Source organism: Bartonella sp. AA1HLJMS (assembly GCF_042197445.1).
GTDB lineage: Bacteria > Pseudomonadota > Alphaproteobacteria > Rhizobiales > Rhizobiaceae > Bartonella.
This window is the reverse complement of sequence record NZ_JBHIRW010000223.1, coordinates 1-1,012: the sequence shown is the minus strand read 5'-3', so window position 1 is coordinate 1,012 and position 1,012 is coordinate 1. Positions and strand designations below refer to the sequence as shown.

Below are 1,012 nucleotides of genomic sequence, written 5' to 3'. Positions count from 1 at the left end.
TTTTTATGTATAAAATTTAGCATTAAATGCGCGTTTTGTCAAAATAGATTTTGACACCTAAAATTGTAAAAAAGAGCGAAAAATAGTGAAAATTAGAAAAAAGTGCGTTTTTATGGTAAAAATGAGAGAAGGCTTTGAAAGGTCTTTGAAAACCCTGTGAAAAATTTTTAAACGTCTGTGAAAGCCCAGAAAACCGCCTTTGAAGACCCTGTGAAAAAAATCACTCCAAAAGTTCAATTGACGTCAAAATCAGCCCAAAATGACCAAAAAAGCAAAAAAGATTTTCACCTATTGATGATTATCTATTTTTAGAGGCAATATATACTTATTAATCAAATAGTTATATTATTTTTTTAATGTAAAAAGATTTTCATATCGATTTTTCATATTAAAGAGGCATTAAGCTGTATCTTATGTAGTTTCTGGATGTGCATTTTTAGCCTCTATTTGACGCTTTAAATGCAGTTTTAGAAGAGGTAAAATAAGCTCTACTTCTTCCGTGTCGTTGATGTCTTGAACAAGCTCTTGCAGTTTTCCATAAAGTTCCGCCGCGAGTTCCGCTATATCTTCAGGAGGGATCTTTATATTTGCATCGCGATAGGTTGTATAAGCTATGCGACCAAGCTTTTTCATGAGACCAGCAGGGATGGTAGGTGGAGATATATTGAAAGACTGAGTTTTCATCATGTTTATGAACATTTCATCTTCACCAGTCAAAAGCCAATTTAGGTTGACCCCAAATTTTTCTCCATATGATGTTAAAACGGTTGCGTCTGGGGTTCTATCACCGCGTTCGTAATTGCCAAGCCCTTGAATACTAATACCAATTTTAAGAGAAAATATATCACGAGATAAGCCTACAAGCTTTCTTACCTCTATGAGGCGTCTTGCTAATGGGGTTTTGGGTTCATTTCTTTGTCGTGTCATATTAAAGGGGCATTAAGCCGTATTTTGTGTAGTTTCTAGATGTACTCTTTCAGCTTCTATTTGACGCTTTAAATGAATTTTAAGA

Annotated in this window: 1 protein-coding gene; it reads right to left on the bottom strand. The window is 34.3% G+C overall.

The features are described from left to right. Positions 1-411 precede the first annotated feature (411 nt). Positions 412-927, bottom strand: a complete 516-nt coding sequence (locus ACFIQE_RS10775) for a helix-turn-helix domain-containing protein (protein WP_375647994.1) — start codon at positions 925-927, stop codon at positions 412-414. Between the last annotated feature and the right edge of the window lie 85 nt (positions 928-1,012).

Excerpts from the sequence above, each read along its gene's own strand:
- ACFIQE_RS10775 (WP_375647994.1), bottom strand. The coding sequence starts at position 927 with ATGACACGACAAAGAAATGAACCCAAAACCCCATTAGCAAGACGCCTC.